Annotated in this window: 22 protein-coding genes and 1 pseudogene; 16 read left to right on the top strand and 7 right to left on the bottom strand. The window is 60.5% G+C overall.

The genetic code is table 11. The features are described from left to right. The first annotated feature begins 393 nt into the window (after positions 1-393). The 4 genes from ODQ19_RS14000 (at position 394) to ODQ19_RS13985 (ending at position 3,762) form a co-directional block, all read left to right on the top strand. The gene (locus ODQ19_RS14000; protein ID WP_330210348.1) at positions 394-1,605 is read left to right on the top strand and encodes a YeeE/YedE family protein; all 1,212 of its coding nucleotides are present in this window, start codon (positions 394-396) and stop codon (positions 1,603-1,605) included. After that, positions 1,595-2,128, top strand: a complete 534-nt coding sequence (locus tag ODQ19_RS13995) for a GNAT family N-acetyltransferase (protein WP_330210347.1) — start codon at positions 1,595-1,597, stop codon at positions 2,126-2,128. The genes ODQ19_RS14000 and ODQ19_RS13995 overlap by 11 nt, the downstream gene beginning before the upstream one ends. A 91-nt stretch (positions 2,129-2,219) precedes the next feature. Continuing rightward, the gene (locus ODQ19_RS13990; RefSeq protein WP_003192696.1) at positions 2,220-2,762 is read left to right on the top strand and encodes a cysteine hydrolase family protein; all 543 of its coding nucleotides are present in this window, start codon (positions 2,220-2,222) and stop codon (positions 2,760-2,762) included. Positions 2,763-2,766: 4 nt separating this feature from the next. Further along, on the top strand, positions 2,767-3,762 hold the full coding sequence (locus tag ODQ19_RS13985; protein WP_330210346.1) for a GlxA family transcriptional regulator: 996 nt from the start codon (positions 2,767-2,769) through the stop codon (positions 3,760-3,762). On the opposite strand, the gene ODQ19_RS13980 is transcribed toward ODQ19_RS13985, so the two are convergent. Continuing rightward, positions 3,734-3,904, bottom strand: coding sequence for a DUF2986 domain-containing protein (locus ODQ19_RS13980; protein ID WP_330210345.1), 171 nt, complete (start codon positions 3,902-3,904; stop codon positions 3,734-3,736). The genes ODQ19_RS13985 and ODQ19_RS13980 overlap by 29 nt on opposite strands. Positions 3,905-4,058: 154 nt before the next feature. Here ODQ19_RS13980 and panB point away from each other — a divergent pair, with 154 nt between their 5' ends. Next, positions 4,059-4,874, top strand: coding sequence for a 3-methyl-2-oxobutanoate hydroxymethyltransferase (gene panB, locus ODQ19_RS13975; protein WP_116666009.1), 816 nt, complete (start codon positions 4,059-4,061; stop codon positions 4,872-4,874). Here the strand turns inward: panB and ODQ19_RS13970 are convergent. Together ODQ19_RS13970 and ODQ19_RS13965 are read right to left on the bottom strand one after the other, a co-directional pair. Next, positions 4,862-6,253 carry an aminotransferase-like domain-containing protein gene (locus tag ODQ19_RS13970; protein ID WP_330210344.1) on the bottom strand — a complete coding sequence of 464 codons (1,392 nt, stop codon included), beginning with the start codon at positions 6,251-6,253 and terminating at the stop codon, positions 4,862-4,864. The two genes, panB and ODQ19_RS13970, sit on opposite strands and share 13 nt — an antisense overlap. 131 nt (positions 6,254-6,384) lie before the next feature. Further along, a complete protein-coding gene (locus tag ODQ19_RS13965; RefSeq protein WP_330210343.1) occupies positions 6,385-7,413 on the bottom strand; it encodes an alpha/beta hydrolase family protein in 1,029 nt (342 codons plus the stop codon). A 139-nt stretch (positions 7,414-7,552) separates the two neighbouring features. On the opposite strand from ODQ19_RS13965, the gene ODQ19_RS13960 reads away from it, so the two are divergent. Continuing rightward, on the top strand, positions 7,553-8,011 hold the full coding sequence (locus ODQ19_RS13960; RefSeq protein WP_330210342.1) for a MerR family transcriptional regulator: 459 nt from the start codon (positions 7,553-7,555) through the stop codon (positions 8,009-8,011). 60 nt (positions 8,012-8,071) lie between these two features. Here the strand turns inward: ODQ19_RS13960 and ODQ19_RS13955 are convergent, their stop codons facing one another. Continuing rightward, positions 8,072-8,359 carry a DUF6124 family protein gene (locus tag ODQ19_RS13955; protein WP_330210341.1) on the bottom strand — a complete coding sequence of 96 codons (288 nt, stop codon included), beginning with the start codon at positions 8,357-8,359 and terminating at the stop codon, positions 8,072-8,074. Between the two features lie 620 nt (positions 8,360-8,979). Between ODQ19_RS13955 and ODQ19_RS13950 the strand changes: the two genes are divergently transcribed. From ODQ19_RS13950 to ODQ19_RS13935, 4 genes and pseudogenes are all read left to right on the top strand, one after another. Further along, positions 8,980-9,282, top strand: coding sequence for a type II toxin-antitoxin system RelE/ParE family toxin (locus ODQ19_RS13950; protein ID WP_330210340.1), 303 nt, complete (start codon positions 8,980-8,982; stop codon positions 9,280-9,282). A 1-nt stretch (position 9,283) separates the two neighbouring features. Continuing rightward, entirely contained in the window at positions 9,284-9,658 is a 375-nt protein-coding gene (locus tag ODQ19_RS13945; protein ID WP_330210339.1) for an addiction module antidote protein, read from the top strand. Positions 9,659-9,982: 324 nt separating this feature from the next. Further along, positions 9,983-10,618 (top strand): lytic polysaccharide monooxygenase auxiliary activity family 9 protein, encoded by a 636-nt coding sequence (locus ODQ19_RS13940; protein ID WP_056785932.1) that lies wholly within the window; start codon positions 9,983-9,985, stop codon positions 10,616-10,618. A gap of 40 nt (positions 10,619-10,658) precedes the next feature. Continuing rightward, positions 10,659-11,660: pseudogene (locus ODQ19_RS13935) on the top strand (chitinase); the annotation flags it as partial. A 196-nt stretch (positions 11,661-11,856) separates the two neighbouring features. Here the strand turns inward: ODQ19_RS13935 and gudD are convergent. Beyond that, positions 11,857-13,182 (bottom strand): glucarate dehydratase, encoded by a 1,326-nt coding sequence (gene gudD, locus ODQ19_RS13930; RefSeq protein ID WP_003192683.1) that lies wholly within the window; start codon positions 13,180-13,182, stop codon positions 11,857-11,859. 19 nt (positions 13,183-13,201) lie between these two features. After that, positions 13,202-14,563, bottom strand: a complete 1,362-nt coding sequence (locus ODQ19_RS13925; RefSeq protein ID WP_330210338.1) for an MFS transporter — start codon at positions 14,561-14,563, stop codon at positions 13,202-13,204. A 336-nt stretch (positions 14,564-14,899) separates the two neighbouring features. On the opposite strand from ODQ19_RS13925, the gene ODQ19_RS13920 reads away from it, so the two are divergent. The 3 genes from ODQ19_RS13920 to ODQ19_RS13910 all read left to right on the top strand — a co-directional run bounded on the left by ODQ19_RS13920 (position 14,900) and on the right by ODQ19_RS13910 (position 16,696). Beyond that, positions 14,900-15,613 carry a FadR/GntR family transcriptional regulator gene (locus ODQ19_RS13920; RefSeq protein WP_003192677.1) on the top strand — a complete coding sequence of 238 codons (714 nt, stop codon included), beginning with the start codon at positions 14,900-14,902 and terminating at the stop codon, positions 15,611-15,613. 10 nt (positions 15,614-15,623) lie between these two features. After that, a complete protein-coding gene (locus ODQ19_RS13915; protein ID WP_330210337.1) occupies positions 15,624-16,319 on the top strand; it encodes a tRNA (adenine(22)-N(1))-methyltransferase in 696 nt (231 codons plus the stop codon). 77 nt (positions 16,320-16,396) lie between these two features. Further along, positions 16,397-16,696 (top strand): DUF3144 domain-containing protein, encoded by a 300-nt coding sequence (locus tag ODQ19_RS13910; RefSeq protein WP_034136037.1) that lies wholly within the window; start codon positions 16,397-16,399, stop codon positions 16,694-16,696. Here ODQ19_RS13910 and ODQ19_RS13905 read toward each other — a convergent pair. Beyond that, a complete protein-coding gene (locus ODQ19_RS13905) occupies positions 16,666-17,205 on the bottom strand; it encodes an AAA family ATPase (RefSeq protein WP_330210336.1) in 540 nt (179 codons plus the stop codon). The two genes, ODQ19_RS13910 and ODQ19_RS13905, sit on opposite strands and share 31 nt — an antisense overlap. Positions 17,206-17,336: 131 nt before the next feature. Between ODQ19_RS13905 and ODQ19_RS13900 the strand changes: the two genes are divergently transcribed. From ODQ19_RS13900 to ODQ19_RS13890, 3 genes are all read left to right on the top strand, one after another. Then, positions 17,337-17,963 (top strand): glutathione S-transferase family protein, encoded by a 627-nt coding sequence (locus tag ODQ19_RS13900; RefSeq protein WP_330210335.1) that lies wholly within the window; start codon positions 17,337-17,339, stop codon positions 17,961-17,963. 234 nt (positions 17,964-18,197) lie between these two features. Further along, positions 18,198-19,928, top strand: a complete 1,731-nt coding sequence (locus tag ODQ19_RS13895; protein ID WP_330210334.1) for an OPT family oligopeptide transporter — start codon at positions 18,198-18,200, stop codon at positions 19,926-19,928. Between the two features lie 110 nt (positions 19,929-20,038). After that, positions 20,039-20,779, top strand: coding sequence for a BPL-N domain-containing protein (locus tag ODQ19_RS13890; RefSeq protein WP_330210333.1), 741 nt, complete (start codon positions 20,039-20,041; stop codon positions 20,777-20,779). The last annotated feature ends 132 nt before the right edge of the window (positions 20,780-20,911 follow it).

Here is a 20,911-nt window from a genome sequence, read left to right as displayed (position 1 = left end):
GTGTTGCTGTCGGGAGTTGTGCTTGGCGCGATGGCCCTGCAAAGCGATATTTCACATACACCGACGATTCCCTGTGGGAGCTGTCGAGCTTTAGCGAGGCTGCGATAGCGGTGGGGCAGGCGATGAAGAGGTTGCCTGTACCGCCGTCATCGCAGCCTCGCTGGGGCTCGACAGCTCCCACATTTGGGCGGTGTTGCTGTCGAGAGTTGTGCTTGGCGCGATGGTCCTGCAAAGCGGTATTCCACATACACCGCCGATCCCCTGTGGGAGCTGTCGAGCTTTAGCGAGGCTGCGATAGCGGTGGTTCAGGCGATGAGCCTTTCGGCAATGCCGCCATCTGATCAAATTCCGTCTAGGGCTATACTTGCCTCCTTCCAACCAAACGAGATCACCATGAGCACCTCTCTTTCCCTGTCGCCCGCGCGCAAGCCTGTCGCGCCACTGATCGCTTTTGTCCTCCTGGTGGCGGGCGCTCTGTTCCTGCAAAACAGTGTGGGTGCGCGCCAGGTGTTGCTGCTGGTGGTCGGCGCCGCGCTGGGCCTGACGCTGTATCACGCGGCCTTCGGCTTCACTTCGGCCTGGCGTGTGTTCATCAATGATCGGCGTGGCGCTGGCTTGCGTGCGCAGATGGTGATGCTGGCGGTGGCGGTGGTGCTGTTTTTTCCGGCGCTGGGCGCGGGCACCTTGTTCGGCCAGCCGGTGGCCGGGCTGGTGGCGCCGGCCGGTGTGTCAGTGGTGTTCGGGGCGTTTATATTCGGGATCGGGATGCAACTGGGCGGCGGCTGTGCATCGGGCACCTTGTTCACCGTGGGCGGCGGGAATGCGCGGATGTTGGTGACGCTGCTGTTCTTTATCTGTGGCTCGTTGATCGCCACCCACCACGTCGACTGGTGGTTTGCGTTGCCGTCGTTCCCGGCGGTTTCCATTGTCAAAAGTTTTGGTGTGCTGCCGGCATTGGTCCTGAGCCTGGCGGTGTTCGCGCTGATTGCAATGGTGACCGTGCGCCTGGAAAAGCGCCGTCACGGCCAGCTTGAACAAGGCGTGCAGAGCGAGCACCAAGGTCTGCGCCGCTTTCTGCGCGGGCCATGGCCGCTGGTATGGGGCGCGATTGGCCTGGCGCTGCTCAACTACGCCACCCTGGCCTTGGCTGGGCGGCCGTGGGGCATCACCTCGGCGTTCGCGCTGTGGGGCGCCAAAGTGGCGAGCGGGCTGGGCGTGGACGTCGCCAGCTGGGCATTCTGGCAGATGCCGGGCAATGCCAAGGCCCTGGCTGCACCGGTGTGGGAAGACATCACCAGCGTCATGGACATCGGCATTGTCCTCGGCGCGCTGCTGGCTGCGGGCCTGGCCGGGCGTTTCGCGCCCAGCCTGAACATCCCGCTGCGCTCATTGATCGCGGCTGTGATCGGCGGCCTGATGCTTGGCTATGGTTCGCGCCTGGCCTATGGCTGCAACATCGGCGCGTACTTCAGTGGCATCGCCTCGGGCAGCCTGCATGGCTGGGTGTGGTTGGTGGCGGCCTTTATCGGCAACGGCGTGGGCGTGCGCTTGCGGCCCTTCTTCTTTGCGGGCGAACGGCCCCAGGTGGCATTGAGTGGCTGCTGAGCAGTCCGCCTATATTCGCCTGGCGCGCGCGCAAGATGCCGGTTTGTTGCCCGCCATCGAGCAGTGCGCGGCCCAGGCGTTTCGCGCAATCGAAGGGCTGGCTTGGCTGGCGGATGCCGCGCCGATCGGCGTCGAGTGCCATCGGCAGTGGATCGCGCTATCGACCTGTTGGGTGGTGGTTGATGACCTCGATCACCCTCAAGGCTTCCTCAGCGCAGAACGCTTTGGCGACGACCTGCATATCCATGAAGTGTCGGTTGCTCAGCCGCTCCAAGGCCAGGGCTGGGGGCGCAGATTGATGGAAACGGCGATAGATCATGCCCGCGCCCAACACCTGCGTGCGGTGACGCTGACCACTTTCAAGCATGTACCCTGGAATGCTCCGTTCTACCGGCGCCTGGGCTTTGCAATTCACCTCGATCCGCGTCTGCACACGATCCTGGCGGATGAATACGTCCATGGCTTCGAACCCGGCAGCCGTTGTGCTATGGCGTGCCCGGTGATATGTCCGAATCCGTCCTGAAGTAGTCTGCCTTGCGTCTGTCGCGCACTGTAGGTGGTCCTTACCATGGCGTGCATCATTTACCCACTGATGCAAGCCACAAGGACTGTCCATGACCCATAAAGCCCTGATCGTGATCGACGCCCAACATTCCTTCCGCCATTCAACCTACTGGTCCGAAAATGACCTGCCCGACTACCTGGAAAAACAGCAGGCGCTCATCGACGGCTGTGTTCAGCGGGGCATCCCGGTGGTACAAGTCTTCCATGTTGAAGACCAGGGGCATTTCTCCATGCAGTCGGGCAACGTCAGGGCACTGAGCGAGTTGTCGATCAATCCGCAGTTGGTAATCCATAAGCGCTACCACAGCGCTTTGGCCGGTACGCCACTGGCCGCGCGCCTGGTGGAAATGGGCGTCACCACGCTGATCATCAGCGGCATCCGCACCGAGCAATGCTGCGAGACCACCACGCGGCAGGCTTCCGACAGCGGCTTCAAGGTGGATTTTGTCAGCGAGGCGACCCTGACCTTCCCGATGACCCACGCGCGTAGCGGCCGGGTCTATACGCCGGCCGAGATTCGCGCACGCACGGAGTTGGTCCTCGATGACCGCTTCGCCCGCATCGTGACGGTTGCCCAGGCACTGGCGGAGTGAAGTGGTGAGCGTACCGGTGCTGTTCGTGCTATTGCCAAACGTGCTGATGCTCGACCTGGCCGGGCCTGCCGAAGTACTGCGCCTGGCCGCGCAGGTCGACGACCCGGCGGCGGTGGATTTCGACTTGCAATACGTCAGCCCGGTGGCAACGCTGCACACCTCCATCGGCTTGCCGCTGACGGGGCTGGCGCCACTGCCGTCGACCCTGGCCCCCGGTACGCTGGTGGTGTTGGTGGGCTCCACGATGAACGTGTCGAAAGCCCAGCAAAAGGCCTTCGAATCGGCCAGCCATCAGCTCACCCAGTGGTTGCAAAGCGTCTTCGCGCCCTCGGCCGAGCGTCTGGTGTGTGTGTGCGCCGGCGCGTTGAGTGCCGCCAGGGCCGGGCTGCTCGATGGGCGCCAATGCACCACGCACCATTCTCTGTGTGCCACCCTGCAGGCCCTCGCCCCCAAGGCCCGGGTTCTGGAAAACCGCCTGTACGTCACCGATGGCCCGGTCAGTTGCAGCGCCGGTGTCACGGCCGGTATCGACCTGATGCTGCATCTGGTCGCCGAGCTGGCCGGGCCACGCTTGGCGTGCGCGGTGGCGCGGGACATGGTGGTGTATCTGCGCCGCAGTGGCAGCGACCCGCAGCTATCGCCTTGGGTGAGCGGACGCAATCACCTGCACCCGGCGGTCCATCGCGTGCAAGACGCCATCGCCGCCGCCCCCTGCGAAGTCTGGACACTCACCCGCATGGCAGGCCTGGCCTGCACCAGCAGCCGGCACTTGGCGCGCCTGTTCCAAGAGCACGTACAGATCAGCCCTTTGGATTACCTGCATCGCCTGCGCCTGGCAGTGGCCCGTGAACTGCTGGCCGAGTCGGCCCTGGACATTGAAGCCATCGCCGAGCGCGCAGGCTTTGGCTCGGCGCGGCATCTGCGGCGGATCTGGGGCAAATATGAAGCGGCCACCCCTTCAGCCATGCGCCTTACTCAGCAGGCGTCTCGGGGAGCGTAACCGGGTCCTGGCCAGCTTCGGTTTCCAGCTTCAAACGGTCGGCCTTGCTGATGTATCTGTCTTTGCTTTTTGGCGCCAGCTTGGCGCTGGCCTTTTTGGCTTTGGCCTTGAAGAGCTGCTGGAGTTTTTTCTGGCGGTTCATGTCGCGGAGCCTGAGAGGGAAAGGCGCGGATGATACCAGTTTCAGCAAATGTGACCGGGCCCTGGGTCGCTTTTTAGCGTTGATCTGTGCATTGAATCATCCTTCGTTTCGCCAATAATCGGGCCGAGTATCCAGCGCAAACGGAAAAGCCCCGATGAGCATTCATACCCGCACCAAACGTCTGACGGTCCCTCAACTGGTCGCCATGAAGGGGCAGCAGAAAATCGTCTCCCTTACCGCGTATTCCAGTGCTATGGCCAAGCTGATCGATCCGATTGTCGACTTCATCCTGGTCGGTGACTCCACCGCCATGGTCGGCTATGGCCGGGCCTCGACCCTGAGTATGCAGCTGGAAGAAATCATCGGCCACACCCGGGCGGTGGTCGACAGTACGCACTTGGCCTGTGTCATCGCCGACATGCCGTTTGGCAGTTACCAGGAGTCGTATGAGCAGGCTTTTCGCAACTGCGCCCAGGTGCTGTCGCGCACCGGTTGCGATGCGGTCAAGCTGGAAGCCAATCAGGCACTGGCGGGTACCGTGCAATTCCTGGTTGCCCGAGGCGTGCCGGTGATGGCCCACGTGGGGCTGATGCCGCAATTCGTCAACGTCATGGGCGGGTTCAAGGCCCAGGGGCTGACCGCTGAAACCGCTGCGGTGATTGCCGCAGATGCCCGCGCCAACCTGGAAGCGGGGGCCTTCAGCCTGCTGCTGGAAGGGGTGGCCGAAGGCGTGGCCCGGCAGATCACCCTGGACTCAAGCCAACCTACCATTGGCATTGGCGCATCGCCTGCGTGTGACGGCCAGGTGTTGGTCACCGAGGATGTGCTGGGCCTGGGCGGCGGCTCGATGCCGCGCTTCGTCAAGCAATACGCTGATGTGGGGGCGGTGATTCGCGATGCGTGCGAGCGTTACGCCGACGATGTACGCCATGGCCGGTTCCCCGAAGCGCGGCATTGCTACGGGCTTTGACGCAACGCCTGAGCCAGTAGCTGGACGGCCTGGGCAATGTCCTTGCTCCAGTCGAGTGTGTAGCTCAGGCGCAGGTGATCTGGCCAGGCGCCTTGCTGGCTGAACAGTTCGCCGGGTGCTATGACGATGCGTTGACCGAGCAGGTCCGCAAACACCTGGCGCATATCCACCGGGCGGGCGGCCTGGAGCCAGAAGCTAGCGCCACCTTGGGGTTCGACCACCTGCCACTGGCTATCGCCGTGGGTTAATAGCAGGGCTTTGAGCAGCGTCATGCGCTCCAGCAACCGTGCCCGCAACGCCTTCAGGTGGGTGTCGATACGCTTGGACGCAAACAGCCTGGCGATGGCTTTCTGACGGATCGGCGAGAGGCGAAAACTGCGCTCCAGGAACAGCTGCTGCAACGCTGAGGCATGCCCGCGACACAGCACATAGCCGTAGGGCGCTTCCGAGCCGATGATTTTGTCGAAGGTCGAAAACACCAGCAGTCTGTGTGGGTCGGCATAGTCGCGATAACGCGTCGGTTGCATGCCGAAATACAGCTCGCCGTAGGTGTCGTTTTCGAACAGCCAGATATCGCGCTCGGCCAACCACTGGCAGATCTGCTGCTTATCCTGCGCGGGCATCGTACCGCCCTGGGGCATATTCACCGTCGATGACAGCACCGCCAGGCGGATTGGCTCACGCTTGAGCAGCGCGTTCAGAGCGTCTAGGTCAAAACGCCCATCTGCGCCGAGGGGCATCTCGATGACACGGATCTTCGCCGCCTGCAATTGCCGCAGAATCGCCCACGAACACGGTGACTCCACCAGTGCGAGCGTGCCCGCGAGGTCCAGGGCATTGAGCGAGACCTCCAATACACTGTGCAGGTCCGAGCCGATATACACCTGGTCGGCTTGCCAATAATGGTCAGTAGAGCGGCTATAGCGTTCGGCCAAGGCTGTGCGCAACTCAGGCTCGCCAAACGGTAGGTACAGCGGCGTCAACGAGCGCGGATATTGCCGGGCCAGTTCACGCTCCAGCATCAACAAGGGCTGCTCCAGCGACAACAGCATCGCCGGGGCATCGCTGCTCAGGGCCAGCATGCCGGGTTGGCGCGCGTTGGCGAATACCTGGTCGAGCAGGGGGGATGAGCTTGGGTTGATGGCAGGAGCCGAGTTCGGGGCGATGAAAAAGCCGAACTTGGGCCTGGCCTGGATCCGCCCTTGCTCCTCAAGCAATGCATACGCGTACTTGGTGGTCGACACCGACACGCCCAGGCGCAGGGCCAGTTGGCGCAGGGACGGCAATTTGCGTTCGCCGTCAGCCGGGCAGGCCTCGATCAGCTCGATGAGGTAGCGGTATACCGCTTGATAGGCGAAGGTGTCTTTGCTTGTATTCATACTTATGTGAGCCGCTGTTCTGTAGGAGCGAGCTTGCTCGCGAAGAACTTCAGCGCGCCACGTTTTACCTGGAAGCGCGCGTTATCGTTGACGTTTTTCGCGAGCAAGCTCGCTCCTACATCAAATCCTGATCAGCGTGCGAGGAACTGGCTGATCAGCGTGATCACCTGCTGCTGGATCACAGGTCGTGGCCGTGCCCCCGGCCCATCCTGACAGATGATGCTGTCGCCGGGCACATCCGCGTCGAGCACTGCCGCCGCGCCGGGTTTGCATTGCAACATAAAGCTGAAGTGATTGGCGTCGCTGATCTGCACGTACTGCGTCGAGGCTTTTGGCAGCCGCTTGGCCATGTCGGCCGATTCCATCTGCGCCGGCAAATCCGCTGACGGCACACCGGCCGCTATCACCAACGCCCGCACCGGCAGCGCCGCCAGGCTCGCATCGGTAAACCCACGCGACAGGCCCAGGTCCAAAGACACCACGGCGCTGACGCGCTTGTCGCTCAAATCCGCCGCCAATTGCGCCTTCGCGTTTGGAGTACTTTCAGGGTTCATCTCACGGTAGGCGGTACACGCGACCAGCGTCGGATGGGCGCTGCAGTCCCGGGCAAACAGCGCCGGGTCGAAACGCGCACCGGCTGTCTCCATGACCGTCCAACCCCCGAGGGAATGCCCCACCACCGCGATCCGGCCGCTATCCACCGCACCGAATGGCTCAGGCTGCGCCAGCAGCGCATCGATGGTCCGACTCAAATCCCTGGGCCGTTGCCACAACTGCGCAGCGGCTTGCGCGCTGCGATCCTGGCTGGTAGTGCCCGGGTGGTTGACCGCCGCCACGATATAACCCTGCCGAGCCAGCGCACTGGCCAGCCACGCCTGCTTGCCCCAGTTGCCACCGTAGCCGTGGGAGAGCACCACTAAAGGATGCTTGCCGGGCGTCGGTGCTGCATCAGGTACCGCAAGCACACCAATGAACACCAGGTTGTCGGCGATCAGCTTGGGTTGCGCGATAGTAGTGGCGGGGTACCACACGGCCATTTCCAATGGGCGAATGTTATGAGCGTCGGGCAGGGTGGTGGTTTGGAAACCAATGGGGTTGTCGTTGGCGAGTGCAGGCTCTGCAAGACCTATCAGGAGCAGGGCGGCGAGGATGGCTTTCATTGTTTTTATCGTCCTTGAAATGAGGGACGCAGCATGACCTGAAACGGTCGGTTCAGGTAGAGGGTAACGGGCGCCTTGGCCGCCCAATGACTTTAGGTTTAAAGTCAACTTTAAGGTCAATGGTTTTTATGGATGGGACATGAGAATAGGCGAGTTGGCAAAAATCAGCGGGTTGGCGGCCTCACGCATCCGCTTTTACGAGGCGAGCGGCCTGATCCAATCGGTTGAGCGTAAATCCAACGGCTATCGGGACTATGCGCCCGGCACCGAGGCGGTGTTGGAGATCATCACAGGCGCTCAGGCGGCAGGTTTTTCTCTGGAGGAAATCCGGCAGTTAATGCCCAGAAGTGCCGGTGGTTGGCAGCATGACGCGCTGCTCAGCGGGCTCAAGCACAAGGTCGAGGAAATCGAGGTCCTGCAACAACGGCTGGCTCAGAACAAGGCTCAGTTGCTGAACGTCATCAAGGGCATCGAAGGTAAGCCCGAGGGCATGGCATGTGCCGAGAATGCGCAGATGCTGATTGATCGTCTGCGCGAAGAAGGGGCGGCTCCAGCGTCTACCAAGAGAAAGAGCGCCCGCCAGGCTCCGAGGGCCTGACCGGCGCAAGGCGCTGTCGAGTCGTCGTGAAGTCGATCATGACGACTGATGGCTGCAAGACTAGCTAACCGTTGAAGCACTTTCCCTCGCCATCAATTTGTCCACCAACAAAACCCCCAATTCACTCAGCTGATGAATCGCCAACGCGACATCGCGCTGTTTACCCGTCAGTTCATCCGACAGATCAAGCAGCAATGCGGTGACCGAGGAAAAGGTTTCGTAGCTGTTGGCGATGAGCGTTTCGCTGCTGGCATCGTCGGCAACGCTGAACAGCGAGGAGGAGGGGGAGTGTGACTGATCAAGCGTAAGGTTTGGATCGTTTGGAGGGTTAGGCCTGACTTTGTACATATGCGTAATTCCTGAGTGGGGCCGACACCGTTTCGCTACTAAACAAAAGGGTGGCAGCTGTACGCAGGTTAGTAGACCGGGGAATTACACAAAGCCGGCGCACCCGAAGGCGCCCTGCGCACAGCCACCATCAGGCACAGACAGGAACGTCTGATAGATGAAGCTCATGCACTCAGTGTAATTGACCCTCGGGCTACTAAACCCGATCACTGAATTGTCAGCGACCGAGCCACCTTAGAGACGCCCATCCAAGCGCACAAGCCGGCGGATTCTGACGCAACTGTAGGCAACGGAGCAAGGTGGTGCAGCTTGCTGTAGGACGGGTCCACATCAACGCCGGCCCACTCACTGTAGGAGCGAGCTTGCTCGCGAAAAAATCATAGGCGCCGCGTTCATTCTGGATGAACACATTATCTTTACGTTCTTCGCGAGCAAGCTCGCTCCTACAGAGAGGATGCCTCAGTCGCGACGTAACGTTTCGGTCTTGAGGACACAAGCGCTAATAGTATTGCCCGGCTGCCTGCATGGCGGCTGGACTAGGATTTTTTCTTGCGGTGCTCACCGACATTAAAAATTCACTGGCATCTACAAGGAGTAGCCAGTAGGCTACATGTGACTCTGTGATCAATACGATTGGCAGGACGCCCGAGTTCGATATATGGCTCGACGGTATGAGGGATGTGTGGGGTAAGACGGCTGTACTGATCCGCCTGGATCGAGCCGAAGAAAACAATTTTGGCGATTGCCAGCCTGTGGGCGATGGCTTGAGTGAAATGCGTGTGTTTGTCGGGCCCGGTTACAGGATTTACTTTGTGCGCACGGGCATCACCGCTTACCTGATGCTGTGGGGGAGCGATAAAACCGATCAGAAACGAGGAATCAAGCGGGCAAAAGAGATTCTCGATGCCCTGAGAGGTCAATGAAATGAGTAAGTCAACATTCAAACCAGAGGACATGCCGATCCTCAAGCTGGATACATCCAGCACCAGCGCCTATGAGGCTTCACGCTTCCTTGATAGCCCGCAAACCATCAGTGCTTATCTTGCGCAAAGCATGGTGTGCCATGACCCGCAAGTCCTTATGAAGGCGCTGGCCGAGGTTGCCAAAGCCCAGGGTGTGAACAAGGTTGCCGAAGCGGCGGGGGTGAATCGGGAGAGCCTGTATAAAACCCTGAAAGGCGGCTCAAAGACGCGTTATGAGACGGTCCAGAAGCTGATGTTGGCATTGGGGGTGGAACTGACGGTGCAACCGATTGCCGCGACCGCAATTGAAAAAACGGCCGTCATCGGCAAAACCTGATGGACCCAAAAGAGGACGGTTTATTTGATTGAAAATAGAGACGTCCCTTTTTGTCCACAGAGGGCCATTCCCTTAAGAACGGGATCAAACGATTTAAGAGAGAAGCTGTGTTGATGTGCGCCTGGTCTTGTAGGAAATCGACCTCTGGTAGCGTAAGGCTATTCCTATTGTACTGTTTATATATCCAGTGTTTTCGGGTCTGCGCGCTCATGAAACGAAAATGAGTGAAAAATGGGCCAGTGGCAAAAAAAAGCGACTCCGTTAGGTTGAGGTCCTCTCCTTCAAGAAAGGAGAGTTCTTAATCACTATCAATGGAGTCACAAAATGAACAAACCACAAACCCAGACACCTCTTCGCCATGGTCGTGTCACATCCCCCTCCAGCCGTGGCGCAGTCGCCGTGGATCTCGGCCTGCTGGAGACCTGGCAGGTCAATGAAATGGAAGGCGGCAAGAACTTCCCCGCACTGACGGCCGGTCCGTTCCCGGCGCCTTATCAAACCGACAGTGACAGCGTCACCCCGCCAGCCGACGGCTTCATCCTCAGCGGTGGCAAGACCGATGCCCGTGACTGCGTCAACTTCACCCACGAGGAAATGGCCAAGAAACTCGGCCGCGCCTTCACCTGGCCGTTGCTCAATGTCGAGCCGGGCCAGACCTTCAAGGTCACCTGGGCATACACCGCGCCGCACACCACCCGTGGCTATCGCTGGCTGATCACCAAGGATGGCTGGGACCCGAAACAGCGCATCACCCGCGCACAACTGGAAACCCAGCCGTTTGCCGAAGACTTCTATGCCCAGGTGCCGTACTACAGCCATGCAGGCGAACTGAAGGCCAAGGTCAATCATGAAGTGAAACTGCCGGCCAACAAGAAGGGCCAGCATGTGATTGTGTTGATGTGGATCGTCGCCAACACCGGCAACGCCTTCTATCAAGCCTTCGACGTGGACTTCAAATAAGCCCGCGCCGTTAAACCCACACGTTCTGAAGGATTAGAACATGTCAAAGATCGACTTTACCTCACTGCAATCGCCGTTGAACGATGCCGCTTCGCTGATGCCCAGCATTGCCGGCAAAAAGATCCTCATGGGCTTCTGGCACAACTGGCCTGCCGGCCCGAGCGATGGCTACCAGCGTGGCCAGTTCGCCAATATGAGCCTGGCGGATGTACCTAAGGATTACAACGTGGTGGCCGTGGCCTTCATGAAGGGCAACGGTATCCCAACCTTCAAGCCGTACAACCTGTCCGACGCCGAGTTCCGTCGCCAGGTGGGTGTGCTGAACAGCCAGGGCAGGGCGGTGCTGATTTCCCTTGGCGGCGCCGATGCACACATCGAACTGCATAAAGGCAACGAACAGCCACTGGCCAACGAGATTATCCGCCTGGTGGAAACCTATGGCTTTGATGGCCTGGATATCGATCTTGAACAGAGCGCGATTGATTTCGCCGACAACAAGACTGTCCTGCCCGCCGCGTTGAAATTGGTCAAGGACCACTACGCAGGTCAAGGCAAACACTTCATCATCAGCATGGCGCCGGAGTTTCCGTACCTCACCACCGCCGGCAAATACGTCGGTTACATCCAGGCGCTGGAAGGCTATTACGACTTCATCGCCCCGCAGTATTACAACCAGGGTGGCGACGGCATCTGGGTGCAGGAGGTCAACAATGGCAACGGCGCCTGGATTGCCCAGAACAACGACGCGATGAAAGAGGACTTCCTGTATTACCTGACCGAAAGTCTGGTGAGCGGAACGCGTGGGTTTACCAAGATCCCGGCAGATAAGTTCGTCATTGGCCTGCCCGCGAACGTCGACGCGGCTGCCACCGGTTATGTGATCAACCCAACAGCCGTGACCAATACATTCAAGCGTTTGCACGACAAAGGATTGTCGATCAAGGGCCTGATGACCTGGTCGGTGAATTGGGACAACGGGATCAGCAAAGACCGCGTGCCCTACAACTGGGAGTTCAGCCGCCGTTATGGGCCGATGATCAATGGCACTGATCTCTCTGGCCTGGAGCAGGATGCGGCGGAGTTCGAGGTCGCTAATCGGCAGTAGCGCAAAGAGGGCTCTGGCAGACGTGCCAGAGGTCAAACCGCTAAGCTTCTGATCTGACTAAAATCCGATGCCTGTTTGGGCATCGGATTTTTTGCGTCACGCTCAAATTGCGCTGAGCGCTCCTAAAGCCGATTTACCGCACCAAGCAAGGCCGCTTGTTATCAAAGCCCCAACCCGGAATCAGAAACTGCATCGCCACACTGTCATCCCGCGCCCCAAGGCCCATGCCTTTGTATAGTTCATGAGCCTTGGCCACCGCGTCCATATCGATATCCACACCCAGGCCAGGCTTGGCCGGCACCTTCACATAGCCCCCTTCAATCTTCAACGGTTCGCGCGTCAGGCGCTGACCGTCCTGCCAGATCCAGTGGGTGTCGATGGCGGTGATCTCGCCGGGGGCGGCCGCCGCCACTTGGGTAAACATCGCCAAGGAAATATCGAAGTGGTTGTTGGAATGCGAGCCCCAGGTCAGGCCCCACTCGTTGCACATTTGCGCGACGCGCACCGAGCCTTGCATCGTCCAGAAGTGCGGGTCGGCGAGGGGGATGTCCACTGATTGCAGCTGGATGGCGTGGCCCATTTCCCGCCAGTCGGTGGCGATCATGTTGGTGGCGGTTTTAAGGCCCGTGGCGCGGCGGAATTCGGCCATGACTTCGCGGCCTGAATAACCGTTTTCTGCGCCGCAGGGGTCTTCGGCATAGGCCAGCACATGATGCTGGTCGCGGCACAGGCGGATGGCTTCTTTCAACGACCATGCGCCGTTGGGGTCGAGGGTGATGCGCGCATCGGGAAAACGCTCGGCCAGTGCGGTGACGGCTTCGATTTCCGCGTCGCCGCTCAATACGCCGCCCTTGAGCTTGAAATCGTTGAAACCATATTTGGCCTTGGCCGCTTCGGCCAGGCGCACCACCGCGTCGGCGGTCAGGGCTGTTTCATGGCGCAGGCGGAACCAGTCGTCATCGGCGTCGGCCTCGTTGCGGTAGTCCAGGTCGGTGGCGTTGCGATCCCCCACATAGAACAGGTAGCCGAGCATCTTCACCGCGTCGCGTTGCTGCCCTTCGCCGAGCAGGGCCGCCACCGGCACCTCAAGGAATTGACCGAGCAAGTCGAGCAGGGCGGCTTCCATGGCGGTGACGGCGTGGATGGTGATGCGCAGGTCGAAGGTTTGCAGGCCACGTCCGGCAGCATCCCGCGAGGCAAAGGTACTGCGCATTTGGTTGAGCACGCGCTGGTATTGGCCAATCGGCTGGCCGATCACCAGCCCGCGCGCGTCCTCCAGTGTTTCACGAATGCGCTCGCCGCCTGGCACTTCGCCCACGCCGGTGTTGCCGCTGCTGTCCTTGAGGATGACGATATTGCGCGTGAAGAAAGGGCCGTGGGCGCCGCTGAGGTTGAGCAACATGCTGTCGTGGCCGGCGACGGGGATGACTTGGAAGTGGGTGACTATAGGGGTATTCATGGCAAGTTCCTGACTGGGCTCAAAGGGGTTTGCTGAGAGGGGTGCCGGTGGTCACAGCGCTTGGCGCGGCCGACACGGCAGAAGGTGAAGTCTTGGCGAAGAACACCAGGATGGCCGCCAGCACCGAGGTGCCGGCCAGGCCATACAGCCCGCCCTGGATTGACCCGGTGGTTTGTTCAAGAAAGCCAAAGGTGGTTGGCGCGACAAAGCCGCCCAGGTTGCCGATGGAGTTGATCAGCGCGATCACGGCGGCGGCGATGCGCACATCCAGGTAGCCCTGGGGGATCGGCCAGAACAGCGACGACGCAGACTTGAACCCGATGGCCGCAAAACAGATCGCCACGAAAGCGAAGATCGGCCCGCCGGTGGTGGACATGAACATGCCGGCCGCCGCGATCAGCAGGGCCGCCGCGACCCAGGCCTGCTGGAACTTGAACTTGCCCGACAGCGACGCAAAGGCGTACATGGCAATAATCGAGATCAGCCAGGGGATCGAGTTGAAGAAACCGACCTGCACGTCGCTCAGGTCACCCATCTTCTTGATGATGCTGGGCAGCCAGAAGGTGGCGGCATAGATCGTCAGTTGAATGCAGAAGTACAGAGCGCAGAACAGCAGGATCTGGCGGTCCTTGAGCAGCTTGCCGATGGTCGGCTTCACCGTGGTCAGGGCTTCACGTTCGCGCTGTTCCTGGTCGATGGCGTCAACCAGGGCATCCTGTTCTTCGCGGCTCAGCCACTTGGCATCATGGGGCTTGGAGTCCAGCCAGAACCACACAAAGAAACCCAGCGCCACCGATGCCAGGCCTTCGATGGCAAACATCCATTGCCAGCCGTGCAAGCCCAGCCCTTCAATCTGCAACAAGGCCCCCGACAACGGCCCGGAGATCAATGACGCCACCGCCGAGCCACTGAGGAAGATCGCGATGGCCTTGCCACGCTCCACACCGGGCAACCAGCGGGTGAAGTAATAGATCACGCCGGGGAAGAAACCGGCCTCCGCCACGCCCAGCAAGAAACGCAAGATGTAGAAGTGGGGTTCGTTCTGGATGAACGCCATCAGCGTGGCGACGATGCCCCAGGTGAACATGATGCGGGTCAGCCAGATACGCGCGCCGACTTTTTGCAGCAGCATATTGGACGGCACTTCGAACAGCGCATAGCCAATGAAGAACAGTCCGGCGCCGAAGCCGTAGGCGGCTGCGCCGATGCCCAGGTCATGCTCCATGTGCGTGCGCACGAAGCCGATATTGACCCGGTCGATGTAGTTGAGGATGAACATGACCACGAACAGTGGGAGCACATGGCCCTTCACTTTGCTCACGGCGCGGGCGAGCGCTGAATCACTTTCGGGTGCGGCTGAGGCTGGGCTTGAATGCTTCACGAATGAAAACTCCCCCTGATTATTTTTATGCGGGCTTGGTGTTTTGTTGACGGACATCATACAAGTGGTTTTTTGAAGGCCGCAATCCTGTGAGAGCTGTTTTTGTTCTTATAAGCCGGTATTGAGATTGGCTATTTTGGTTATTTGCCAGATTTTATTGGGTTTTGCCCTGCTGGTGACGGCTCGGGGTGTGCGCTTCTCTCAAAGCGAAGACAGGGTCGGGTGAGTTGGGATGAGTGTGTTGTCATACAAGTTAGATGTTTTTCTCCACCACCCGTCGCCCCGTGCGCTCAGGGTGATAAGCTCCCCCCAGCCCAACCCCGTGGACCCGTCTCGATGCCGATTAAAAGCACACCGCCTGTGCGTAAACGTTCCGCCAACCTGGCCCAGGGTGTGGTCGAGGCACTGACCCAGCGCATCCGGTTGGGGCAACTCAAGCCGGGTGAAAAACTGCCGTCCGAATCCACCATCGTGCTTGAGCATGGGGTGAGCCGCACCGTGGTGCGTGAAGCCTTGTCCAAGCTGCAGGCGTCGGGGCTGGTGGAGACGCGTCACGGCATTGGAACCTTTGTGCTCGAGCAGCACACGCAGCCAGGCCTGCGCTTGCATGTAGACACAGTCGCCAGCGTGCGCAACATGCTCGAATTGCGCCTGGGCCTGGAAGTGCAAGCGGTGGCCTTGGCCGCGCTGCGCAGGAGCGAGGCACAACTGGCCCACATGCGCCAGGCGCTGGACGACTACCAAGCCTCCCTGGCCAATAACGACAGCTGTGTGGAGGAGGACAAGCGCTTTCACCAACTGATCGCCGAAGCCACCGGCAATACATTTTTCACCGACATCATGCAGCACCTGGGCACGGCGATGATTCCGCGCACCCAGGTGAATGCCGTCGAGCGCGGCGGCGCGGACTTTGCCCAACTGGGGCAGTTGGCGAACCTGGAGCACGAGGCGATCTATAACGCCATCAAGCGCCAGGACCCAGACGCCGCGCGCGCGGCCATGGTGCTGCACTTGACCAACAGCCGGGATCGATTTTCCGGGCACTCTTAAGGAATCACCGTTGAACGAACACACCTTGTCCCAGCGCCTGGAGCGCGTGGCCGCGCACATACCGGCAGGTGCCCGCCTGGCCGATATCGGCTCGGACCACGCCTACCTGCCGGTGGCCCTGATACACCGTGGCGCTATTGCTTCGGCCGTGGCGGGGGAAGTGGCCGCTACACCGTTTTATGCGGCCAACCGTACCGTGGCCGACAACGGCTTGACGCAGCACATCACCGTGCGTCTGGCCGATGGCTTGGCGGCGATTGAAGCGGGCGATGACATTACCGCTGTCAGCCTGTGCGGCATGGGTGGCGAGACGATCCGCGACATTCTCGACAGCGGCAAGGCGCACCTCAATGGCCGGGAACGCTTGATCCTGCAACCCAACGGCGGCGAGCAACCCCTGCGCCAATGGTTGATGGACAACGGCTACCAGATCCTGCACGAGGAGCTGCTGCGGGAAAACCGCTTCTACTACGAAATCATCGTCGCCGAACGCGCCGAGACGATGACCTATACCGCCGAGCAACTGTACTTCGGCCCGCTGCAAATGCAGGCGCGTAGCGAGGATTTTTTGGCGAAGTGGCAACGTATATTGCGCGAGAAACGCAAGACATTGGCCAGCCTCGAACAAGCGCGGCAGGCGGTGCCCGAGCAGAAAGTGCAGGAGATCGTGCAGCAGGTGAAGTGGATCGATCAGTTGCTCGCCTGAGCGACATCTCCCACATTAGAACTGTGATCCCCGGATATGCTCCAATAGCCGCATCATCAGCTCACCAGGAACCCGCCATGGCCGACACCACGGACCAAGCCTTCTACGACCGGGCAGACGCCCATATCGAACTGTCCAACGAACAGCTCAAGACCTGCGAAAGTCTCGGCGAGGTCAGCGCGTCAATGATGTTCGGCACCACACGCTTCAATGCCTGGGCCAGTGCGCGAAACTTCAAGTCCGGCGCCGAAATGGCGGATGCGCGGGAAGCGATGTTGAAGTATTTCTGCGACCAGTACCGGATGATGCTTGAGGATAACCTGGATGATCACATCAATAATTTCAGTCAGTACATGCGGGTGAACCCACAGGGTTGATCTGCGCATTTCAGGAACTCGTCTACTTCCTGTGCGTTGCGCAAGTGAATCACTGGAATCTGCGGCCCGATGTTCATGCGCGCCGCTTCAATGCCAGGTCGGCTCACCCGATCGTAGTTCCAGCAAAAGCTCAGGAAGTTCAGAAACTCCCTGTCCAGTTTCTCCTTGCAGCCTGCGGGCTTATCTGTACGCGGCCGGTCCAGCAAGCTGCGCATAAGCACTCGTCGCAAGCAGGTGGTGCGAGGTATGTCGAGCCATATGATGAGGTCTGCGCGCGGCAGGCGTAGATCGAAAGTCCGTCGGGCGTAATTGCCTTCACAGACCCATCGGTCCGATGCAACCGCTTGCCGGACCCGCGCGCGGAAGACCTCATTGTCGGCCTCCACCCAATTAGGCTCCCAGAACAATCTGTCCAGATGCACTACGGATAAATTCAGGCGCCTGCCAAGGTCGCGGGCCAGGGTTGATTTGCCACTGCCTGCGTTACCCAGTATCACGATGCGTTGCATGTGCAGTCCTTTGCTGTGGAACAGTCGAGCCTTGAGCGATATTACGTGATTTGCTCTTTAGGCGAACAACATTCAGGGCACTTCACCTCCGACGTGTAGTCTTCTGCTTATCCCTAACGGAGCTGTCCGCTATGATCACTGTCCATCACCTCAACAATTCTCGCTCACAACGCATTCTCTGGATACTTGAAGAACTGGGCCTGCCCTACGACATCAAGCGCTACCAGCGTGACGCCAAGACCAACCTGGCGCCGCCTGAACTCAAGGCCATCCACCCCCTGGGCAAATCCCCGGTGATCGAAGACGGTTCCCGCGTGCTGATCGAATCTGCTGCGATCATCGACTACCTCATCCGCCGCCACGGCAACGGCCAACTGCAACCCGACCCGGCCACCGACGCCTACGACAGCTATGTGCAATGGCTGCATTTTGCCGAAGGCTCGGCCATGCTGCCGCTGATGCTCAACCTCTACGTCGGACGCCTGGGTGAAGCGGGTGCACCGCTGCATCCGCGGATCGAATCGGAACTGGCCAACTACCTGGGCTACCTGAATGATGTGCTGGGGCGCACGCCGTACCTGGTGGGCGACGAACTCAGCGGTGCGGATATCCAGATGAGCTTTATTGGTGAAGTCGCCCAGGCCCAGGGTAAATTGCAGGCGTATCCGAACCTGGCGGCGTGGCTGCAAAAGCTCCAGGCGCGGCCGGCATACCGCAAGGCGGTGGAGCGGGGCGGGGAATACGCGTTCGCCAAATAACCAGGCTTGTGTGGGCGCTGTAGGAGCGAGCTTGCTCGCGAAAAACGTCAACGATAACGCGTGCTGCCTGAATAGGCGCGGCGCCTGTGGTTTTTTCGCGAGCAAGCTCGCTCCTACAGATGGCGAACAGGGCTTGCCCCTTCCCGGTTTTACAACTCGCTTCGGCAGATGAACCTTCGAGTCTCCCAGCGCTCACTTAAAAGGTGGCACTGGCTTTTCTCGAAAGGAATCTGCATGCACTCCACCTCGTCAATCGCGCCTGTAGAGCGCGAACTGAGCCTGCGGGCGGTCATCACCGGGATCGTGCTGGGTATCCTGCTGACCCCTTCCAACGTGTACGCAGGCTTGAAGATCGGCTGGTCGTTCAATATGTCGATCATCGCCTTGCTGATCGGCTATGGCCTCTGGCAGGGCCTGGCCAAGCGTTCCGGTGAACACCTGCCGTGGACCCTGCACGAGAGCAATATCAACCAGACCGTGGCCTCTGCCGCGGCGTCGATCATTTCCGGCGGGCTGGTCGCGCCCATCCCGGCGTATACCCTGCTCACGGGTAACCAACTGGCAGCGCTGCCGATGATTGCCTGGGTGTTTTCGGTAAGTTTCCTGGGGATCTGGATCGCGTGGTACCTGCGGCCGTCATTGCTCAATGACAAGGCACTGAAGTTTCCCGAAGGCATGGCCACCCTGGAAACCCTGCTGCACATCTACAATCATGGCCGCGAAGCCGCCACGCGCTTGAAAGTGCTGCTCGGCGCGGCGCTGTTGTCCGGGCTGGTCAAGTGGGTGGATACCTTCATGTGGGCCTTCCCGCGCTGGTCGCCGAACGCCCAGTTGGAGCGCCTGACCTTCACCGCCGACCCCTCCATGCTATTGCTGGGGTTCGGCGGCATCATCGGCATTCGCGTAGGCCTGACCCTGTTGCTCGGCGCCCTGCTGGCATGGGGCGGGCTGGGGCCGTGGCTGTTGGCCAACGGGTTGGTGAGCCTGCCCGCCGACAGCAACGGTCCGCAATTTGCCGCGCTGGTGGAATGGCTGCTGTGGCCTGGGGTGAGCCTGATGGTGTGTTCCACCCTGGCGTCCCTGGCGATTCGCCTGTGGGCATTGCATCGCTCGACCCGGGCGTCTGGCGGCACGCCGTGGGCGGTTCCCAAGCCCGGGCCTGCCGCGGGGTTTGCCTTGGCGATCGCGCTGGTGGTGAGCCTGCAAGCGCTGTTGTTCGGTATCAACCTGGGCATGGCGCTGCTGACCATTCCCCTGGCGATCTGCCTGGCTGCCGTGGCAGCGCGGGTGGTGGGGGCAACCGGTATTCCGCCGATTGGCGCCATCGGGCAACTGTCCCAGCTGAGTTTTGGCATCGTTGCGCCGGGCCAGGTGCCGATCAACCTGATGAGCGCCAACACCGCCGGCGGTTCGGCGGGGCAGTGCACGGACCTGATGAACGACTTCAAGGTGGGCAAAGCGATTGGCGCGACGCCGCACAAGCAAGTGATCGCCCAGATCCTCGGGATTTTTGTCGGCAGCATCGTCGGCGTATTCGCGTACCTGGCGTTGATCCCTGACCCTCAAACCATGCTGCTCACCGAACAATGGCCGGCCCCGGCCGTCGCCACCTGGAAAGCCGTGGCCCAAACCCTGACCCACGGTTTGGATTCACTGTCCCCCAGCATCCGCTGGGCCATCGGCATTGCAAGCTTGTTCGGTGTGCTGCTGGGCATACTCGACAGCACATTACCCACCCATCGCGCCCGCTATCTGCCAAGTGCGGCAGCCCTGGGACTGGCTTTTGTCTTGCCTGCGTCGGTGTCGCTGATGATGGCCCTGGGCGCGATCATGACCTGGGCCGTGAGCTGTCGCTGGCCGAGCTTGACGCAGCGCTTTGCGATCACGGCAGCGGCTGGGCTGATCGCTGGCGAGAGCATTACCGGCGTGGGCGCGTCGTTATGGCAGATGCTGGGGAGTGGGTGAATGGCCGACGTGGATTTACAACTCTTCACGAATTCAAAAGGCTCATCGTTATAGGCTTGGCGCTGCGATCACTGGATCAAACCCATTCAACTGAGCGTTGAGCCTGCCCCATGAAACTGCCTGCCCTCGCTGCCACGTTTCTCGCCGTTGCTACGCTGCACCCGTTACCCGTGCACGGCGCAGGCCCCATCACCCATGTCGCCATCTACCGTGGCCCGGCAGGCTGCCCGGATTGCTCGGAAAACGTGAAAACCGCCCTGCAGCGCCTGAACCCCAATTACCGGATCGACTTCGTCGGTGCCGATGAACCCGTCGACATCACGCCAAAAAATCTCGCGCGCTATGACCTCTACGTGCAACCCGGTGGCGGCCAGGACATCCCGGCCGCCCTCGACAGCCTGGGCGATGAGCGTGCCGAAGCCATCCGCGATTACGTTGCCAAGGGCGGTCGCTACCTGGGCCTGTGCATGGGCGCCTACCTGGCCGACGACAACAACCTCGGCCTGATCCCTCAGGCGCTTGATACCGAAGCCGGCCGTCCCGGTTTTGAAGTGGCCGGCATTGACGACGCCGCCGTGCGGGTGACGTGGGACGGGCAGCCTGACTCTGTGTTCTACCAGGACGGCCCGTATTTTCCCAAAGCCAGCGCCGCTGCGCCCTACAAGGTCATCGCGACCTACCACAATGGCGATGTGGCGGCGGCGCGGTACACCTACGAACGTGGCGTGGTGGTGCTGAGCGGGCCGCACCCGGAAGCTGGGCGGGAGTGGTTCGAAAATGCCGATATCGAGCTGAGCAAGATGCCGCGTGGCGAGCTGTTCGGGTCGTTGATACGCAGCGCGCAAGAGTAGGGCGCGCCGCCCGTTACTTCAGGGTGCCACCATTCCCCATGTCGATATCAGACACGATGGTGGCGTAACCAGGCTACTTGCGCCTGGCCTCGGGCACTTAAGGTGAGGGTCATTGGCCGCCCGAGAACAACA

Origin of the sequence: Pseudomonas sp. AM4(2022), assembly GCF_036346515.1 — a bacterium.
In the GTDB taxonomy this organism is placed as follows: domain Bacteria; phylum Pseudomonadota; class Gammaproteobacteria; order Pseudomonadales; family Pseudomonadaceae; genus Aquipseudomonas; species Aquipseudomonas paracarnis.
This window is presented reverse-complemented; position numbering and strand designations above follow the sequence as displayed.